We start from the raw sequence: 6,025 nt of genomic DNA, 5'->3' as shown, positions 1-6,025 counted from the left end.
GCTTAAGTTATCTTCAACTTTTACCGAAAGTAAATCTTCGGGCTTTAAGTCGTTAATCTGATCTAACAAAGTATTTTCTGCAACCGCATCAAGGTTAAAATAATAAACCTCCCGCCCGATGTTCTTTACAAAAAATAAAACAACTTCATAAGTATTATTCAACCTGTTCCTCGCAGGCGTCGGCATCGCATTAGGCTTATACCAAATAATCTTGTTCTTCAACAAATACCCCAACCTCCTCATCTCTAACGCTACCATCTCGGGAATAAGCAAGAATTCCTCATTTTGATACTTATAACCTATGTTAAGAAAAACCGTCGCCGTCTTTTTAAGTTTATCCCAAAGCAACCCAAAAACATTGGCAATTTCAGAAGCATATTTTTCAGGTGTCTCTTCCTGTCCTATCTGCCCGTCAACACCATAATCACGCTGTCGCCAATAAGGAGGAGAAGTTATAACACAATCAATGCTGTTATCTTCAAGAAACTTGTAAACCTCTCTTATATCGCCGATTATCAACTTAACCATCGCGGAAGATTTTGGTTTTCATCTGCCATAAATTCCTGTTATTCTCGCTTCGCCAAGGATATGTCCCTTAGCTTTGGACTCAACCTGTTCAGCTGTTGCCCCAGAGTTTAAACCAAGTGTTTCAACATCAAGAGCATAAAGTTTGAAAATATATCTGTGGGGTTTATGACCTCGCGGTGGGCAAGGACCACCGTATCCAATACGCCCGAAATCATTCACACCCTGTTTGATCTTGTCATCAACAAGTCCAACTTTTTTGACATTCTCGTTAAGCTTTGTCACATTCGCAGGAATATCGTAAATAACCCAATGGATGAAAGTTCCACCAGGGGCATCTGGGTCCTCACATATCAGAGCAAAACTTTTAGTTCCAGCGGGAGCATTTTCCCAAGTTAGCTCAGGGGAATAATCTTGACCATCGCAAGTGAATTTTTTTGGGATTGTCTCCCCGTCCTTAAAAGCGCTTGATTTGATAGCAAACATCTTTTTAACCCCTCCTTTTTGAACATTTGTTTGTGTTAAAGCAATGAAAATTAAAGAAAGATAAATCAAAAATTTCATCCTTCGCTCCGTCTTAATTTTTTCCGATTAAAAATAAAAAAACTTTCTTCATTAATCAACCCATAAAAATTCAAACTCTTGCTTTTTTCTCGGCTCAGGGTTAAGTTTAAATTGAAGACAAAAACAAAAAATTCATTCCGTCAGATGTCAAAGAAAGAAAAACTTTTTCTCCTTGATGGGACTGCACTCGCCTATCGCGCTTATTATGCCTTTATTGGAAGACCACTTGTCACATCGGGTGGGATGAATGTAAGCGCAATTTATGGATTCACAAACTCATTGATAAAAATCCTTGAAGAAGAGAAGCCAGATTACATAGCTGTTGTCTTTGATTCAAGCGAGCCGACATTCAGACATCAAATGCACAAAGAATACAAAGCCACGCGTGAAAAGATGCCTGAGGATATGGCTCTTCAAATCCAAAAGTTAAAAGAAGTAATTGAAGCATTTAACATCCCAATCCTTGAAGTCCCCGGATACGAGGCGGATGATGTTATGGGAACACTTGCCAAAATAGCTGAATCAAAAGGGATTGAAACTTATCTTGTCACTGGGGATAAAGATTTTCTCCAACTTGTGTCACCGATGATAAAAATTTACAAACCAACGAAAGGGCTTGCCGATATTGAAATAGTTGATGTTGAAAGGGTCAAGAAGGAATGGGGGGTCTTACCTGAACAAATCGTTGAAGTCCTTGGCCTTATGGGTGATAAAGTTGATAACGTCCCCGGTATACCTGGAATAGGTGAAAAGACAGCGATTCAACTAATTAAAGAGTTTGGCTCAATTGAAAACCTGATAAAAAATGTTGATAAAATCCCAACCCAAAAGATAAAGGAAAACATAAAGAACTACGCCGATAGCGCTATACTCTCAAGGGCGCTCGTCACGATAAAAACAGATGTCCCCCTTAACATTGACATATATTCCCTAAAGGCAAAAGAAGCAAACAGAGAAAAACTCGCTGAGCTATTCTATGAGCTTGAGTTCAAAAGTTTGATAAAAAAACTCGGGCTGACATCCGCTGTTAGGGAAGTTGAAGAGGAAAAAATTGAAGAGAAGGAAAAGCCGATTAAATATGATTCAATAAAAACGAAACCGCACGAATATCACATAATAAAAACCGAGGAAGAGTTAAAAAATCTCACGGAGAAATTAAAGTCAGCAAACTTAATTTCATTTGACACTGAATCAACGGGGATAAATCCACTTGAAGCTCAATTGGTCGGGATGTCCTTTGCAATTAAACCAGGTGAGGCATTTTATGTTCCAATTTCAATTGAAATATCAACCGGCGAAACTTTATTTGAAACGAAAAAGAAAAAAACAGATGGTATTGAACTTGAAACAGTCTTGAAATATGTCAAACCAATACTTGAAAATCAGCAAATAAAAAAGTGCGGTCAAAATCTAAAATATGACATCCTGTTAACAGCAAAATATGGTGTTTGGATTGAAGGGATAAGTTTTGACACAATGATAGCAGGATATATCTTAAACCCCGAAAGCTCCCACACGCTCGAGGTTTTAGCGAAGGAATATCTAAAATATCAAGTCATACCAATTTCACAATTGATCGGTGAAGGAAAGAACCAAAGAAAGATAAGTGAAATCCCAATTGAAAAAGTCGCTGAATATGCTTGTGAGGACGCGGATATAACACTACAACTTATGGAAAAGCTTAGAGCAGAACTTGAAAGAAGAGAGCAGTTGAAACTTTGTGAAGAAGTTGAATTCCCACTCGTTGAGGTTCTTGCGCATATGGAACTTTCCGGTGTAAAAATTGATGTTGAACTTCTTCGTGATTTAAGCAAGGAACTTGACAGGATGCTTGATAACCTAACCCATGATATCTATAACCTTGCAGGGGTTGAATTTAACATAAATTCACCCCAACAACTCTCCGAAGTCCTATTTAAAAAGCTTAAACTCCCTCCGGTTAAAACAACTAAAACTGGCTATTCAACTGATGTTGAAGTGCTTGAAGAACTTGCGAAAGAACATCCAATCGCTGAGCGACTTCTTGAATACAGACAAATTCAAAAGTTAAAGTCAACTTATGTTGACGCGCTACCGAAACTCGTAAATCCACAGACAGGCAAAATACACACATCTTTCAATCAAACTGGAACAGCAACTGGACGACTTTCAAGCAGTGACCCAAACCTTCAAAACATCCCCATAAGAACGGAGATAGGAAGGGAGATAAGAAAAGCTTTCATCCCATCTCAACCCGAGTGGTTAATTTTATCAGCCGATTATTCACAAATTGAGCTCAGAGTAATGGCACATCTTTCCGGGGACGAGAATTTAATCTCCGCATTTAGGAGTGGGCTTGACATTCACTCCTCAACCGCAGCGAATGTGTTCGGCGTTAGACCGGAAGATGTGAACTATGAGATGAGAAGGAAGGCAAAAGAAGTTAACTTTGGGATAATGTATGGGATAAGCCCGTATGGATTATCGCAACGGCTTGGAATACCTCAACCGGAGGCAAAAAAAATAATTGAAACATATTTTCAGAAATTCCCGAAGGTTAAAGAATATATTGATAAAACAATTGAAGAAGCAAAGCAAAATGGATATGTCTCAACTTTGCTCGGAAGAAGAAGATATGTCCCGGATATAAACAGCAGAAACAGAACCGTACGGGAATTTGCCGAAAGAACAGCGATAAATATGAGAATTCAAGGAACAGCGGCTGATTTGATAAAACTCGCGATGGTCAGAATTTATAACGAAATGAAAAAACACAAATTTAAATCAAAGATGATTTTACAGGTTCACGATGAGCTTGTCTTTGATGTAGCTCCAGATGAGGTTGAAGATTTAAAAGAGATCGTCATTGATAAAATGCAAAATGCCCTTCAACTTGATGTCCCACTTGTTGTTGATATAGGTATTGGAAAAAACTGGTACGAAGCTCACGAGTGATTCATTTCATTTTGTGTTTGCCAAAACTTTGCTTACTATCTCCGCCGTATCAAGCGCTATAACAAGTTCTTCGTTTGTCGGGATGACGAGAACCTTTACAAGTGAGTCATCTGTAGTTATAATTTTTTCTCTTTCAGGTGAGTTGTTTTTCTCGTCGTCAATTTTTATCCCGAGAAATTCAAGTCCTTCACATATCTTTTTTCTTACATCTGGGCTATTCTCACCAATACCAGCGGTGAAAACTATTGCATCAACACCACCCATAACAGCTGAATAAGCGCCGATATATTTTTTGATGCGATAACAAAAAACATCAAAGGCAAGCCTTGCGCGCGGATTTCCATTTCTCATCTCCTCAATGATTTCCCTCATATCGCTACTAACACCAGAAATCCCAAGCAAACCGCTATGTTTGTTAAGCAACGCGTTCACCTCAGCCATTGATAAACCTTCTTTCCCCATGATATATAAAACTATTGCCGGGTCAATATCCCCAGAGCGTGTTCCCATCAACAACCCCTCAAGCGGTGTAAATCCCATCGTAGTGTCAACCGAAACACCGTACATAACAGCTGCCATACTGCAGCCATTACCAAGATGAGCAGTTATTATCCTCAACTTTTCAATTGGAACGCCAAGTATCTCGCTTGCCCTTTTTGATACATATCTATGTGAAGTTCCATGAAAGCCGTATCTTCTTATTTTATATTTTTTGTAAAGTTCATAAGGCAAACCATAAATAAATGCATGTTCAGGCATCTTTTGATGAAACGCGGTGTCAAATACAGCCACTTGCGGCGTATCCGGCAGCAACCTCTTACAGGCGATTATCCCACGCAAGTTATGTGGGTTGTGAAGCGGTGCAAGTTCAATGTTTTCTTTTATCTTCTCAATGACCTCATCAGTTACCAAAACAGACCCTGAAAACTCCTCGCCTCCGTGAACAACCCTATGCCCAACCGCTTCAATTTCGGATTTATCTTTTATCACACCGTGATTTTTGCTCAAAAGAATCGCAACCACATACTCAATAGCAATGTTATGGTCAAGTATTTCAGCGCTAAATTTAACAGTATCGCCATCAATTCTAACATGGGAAAGAACAGCATCGTCCATGCCAATTCTCTCAACTTGACCCCTTGCAAGGACCTGACGAGTTGTCGTTTCAATAAATTGATACTTAATTGAAGAACTTCCCGAATTTAATACAAGAACCTTCATCTACCCCTCCACGTTGCTTTTTGTGTTTTTATTCATCTCTACGCAATTTTACTCTCAATTAACTTCAATTCAAAAACTCTCGCATGCCATTGAGCAACCTCTTCGTAACTTACAAACTTAACTCTTTCCTTTATGGGATCAAAACTGGAAAAGTTGATTATATACGAGAATTCCCTCTGCCTCTGCTTTGGAGAAACAATATACATCTGCACATTGAAATCTTGAAGTTCTAAGAATTTTAGCAAAGCATTTTTGAAATCCGTTGAGTGTTCTATCTCAAAAACACACGAGGGAAATCTCCTATCATTGAACCAAAACACATCAATGGACTTAACCCTTCGTATGATGTCTCTATAAGTGAATTCAAGAATTGTCTCCAAACTTGTTAACTCTTTCAGGTATTTACCCAAAAACTTCTTGTTTTTATCTTGCGGGGGAACATATGTTTTGAACCCCTTAATATTACCTATTTCAACAAGCAAGCCCTGATAGTAAGAATGAGTAGACTTTCCTTCACCTTCTATCTTTTCACCTTCTTCAATTAGCGAAAGGACCTCAGCTGGCAGTTTATTTTTATGAGTTTTCAATGCCCAAAGACCCGGTTTTATCTTAAAAAAGAACCTATCGTCTTGAACGATTCTGCGAATACTTGCAAAAGGTGTCTTAGTTTTCCAAACCACCCCCGGGACCTTAGGTGCTTTTTCATATAAATAACTTAAAGTAGCGAATCCGCCATTCTCTTCCATAACTTTTATAACTGCCTCATATTGTTTCATCCTAA

General features: G+C 38.6%; 5 protein-coding genes. 1 reads left to right on the top strand and 4 read right to left on the bottom strand.

The genetic code is table 11. The annotated features are described in order from the left end of the window. Together FKZ43_RS07340 and FKZ43_RS07335 are read right to left on the bottom strand one after the other, a co-directional pair. The coding region (locus tag FKZ43_RS07340) for a DNA-methyltransferase (RefSeq protein ID WP_140945231.1) at positions 1-528 on the bottom strand (528 nt) is incomplete at its 3' end. A gap of 18 nt (positions 529-546) precedes the next feature. Continuing rightward, a complete protein-coding gene (locus tag FKZ43_RS07335; RefSeq protein ID WP_140945230.1) occupies positions 547-1,089 on the bottom strand; it encodes a YbhB/YbcL family Raf kinase inhibitor-like protein in 543 nt (180 codons plus the stop codon). A 144-nt stretch (positions 1,090-1,233) separates the two neighbouring features. On the opposite strand from FKZ43_RS07335, the gene polA reads away from it, so the two are divergent. Further along, positions 1,234-4,023 carry a DNA polymerase I gene (gene polA, locus FKZ43_RS07330; RefSeq protein ID WP_140945229.1) on the top strand — a complete coding sequence of 930 codons (2,790 nt, stop codon included), beginning with the start codon at positions 1,234-1,236 and terminating at the stop codon, positions 4,021-4,023. 6 nt (positions 4,024-4,029) lie between these two features. On the opposite strand, the gene FKZ43_RS07325 is transcribed toward polA, so the two are convergent. Together FKZ43_RS07325 and FKZ43_RS07320 are read right to left on the bottom strand one after the other, a co-directional pair. After that, a complete protein-coding gene (locus FKZ43_RS07325) occupies positions 4,030-5,244 on the bottom strand; it encodes an acetate/propionate family kinase (RefSeq protein WP_140945228.1) in 1,215 nt (404 codons plus the stop codon). A 38-nt stretch (positions 5,245-5,282) separates the two neighbouring features. Further along, entirely contained in the window at positions 5,283-6,020 is a 738-nt protein-coding gene (locus FKZ43_RS07320; RefSeq protein WP_140945227.1) for a type II restriction enzyme NmeDI-related protein, read from the bottom strand. Between the last annotated feature and the right edge of the window lie 5 nt (positions 6,021-6,025).

The organism is Candidatus Thermokryptus mobilis, assembly GCF_900070205.1.
GTDB classification, from domain to species: Bacteria; Bacteroidota; Ignavibacteria; order Kryptoniales; family Kryptoniaceae; genus Kryptonium; species Kryptonium mobile.
Note: the sequence above shows the minus strand (reverse complement) of the source record. Positions and strands in the feature narration are given on the sequence as shown.

Coding starts and splice junctions, on each gene's coding strand:
- polA (WP_140945229.1), top strand. CDS start 1,234: ATGTCAAAGAAAGAAAAACTTTTTCTCCTTGATGGGACTGCACTCGCC.
- FKZ43_RS07320 (WP_140945227.1), bottom strand. CDS start 6,020: ATGAAACAATATGAGGCAGTTATAAAAGTTATGGAAGAGAATGGCGGA.
- FKZ43_RS07325 (WP_140945228.1), bottom strand. CDS start 5,244: ATGAAGGTTCTTGTATTAAATTCGGGAAGTTCTTCAATTAAGTATCAA.
- FKZ43_RS07335 (WP_140945230.1), bottom strand. CDS start 1,089: ATGAAATTTTTGATTTATCTTTCTTTAATTTTCATTGCTTTAACACAA.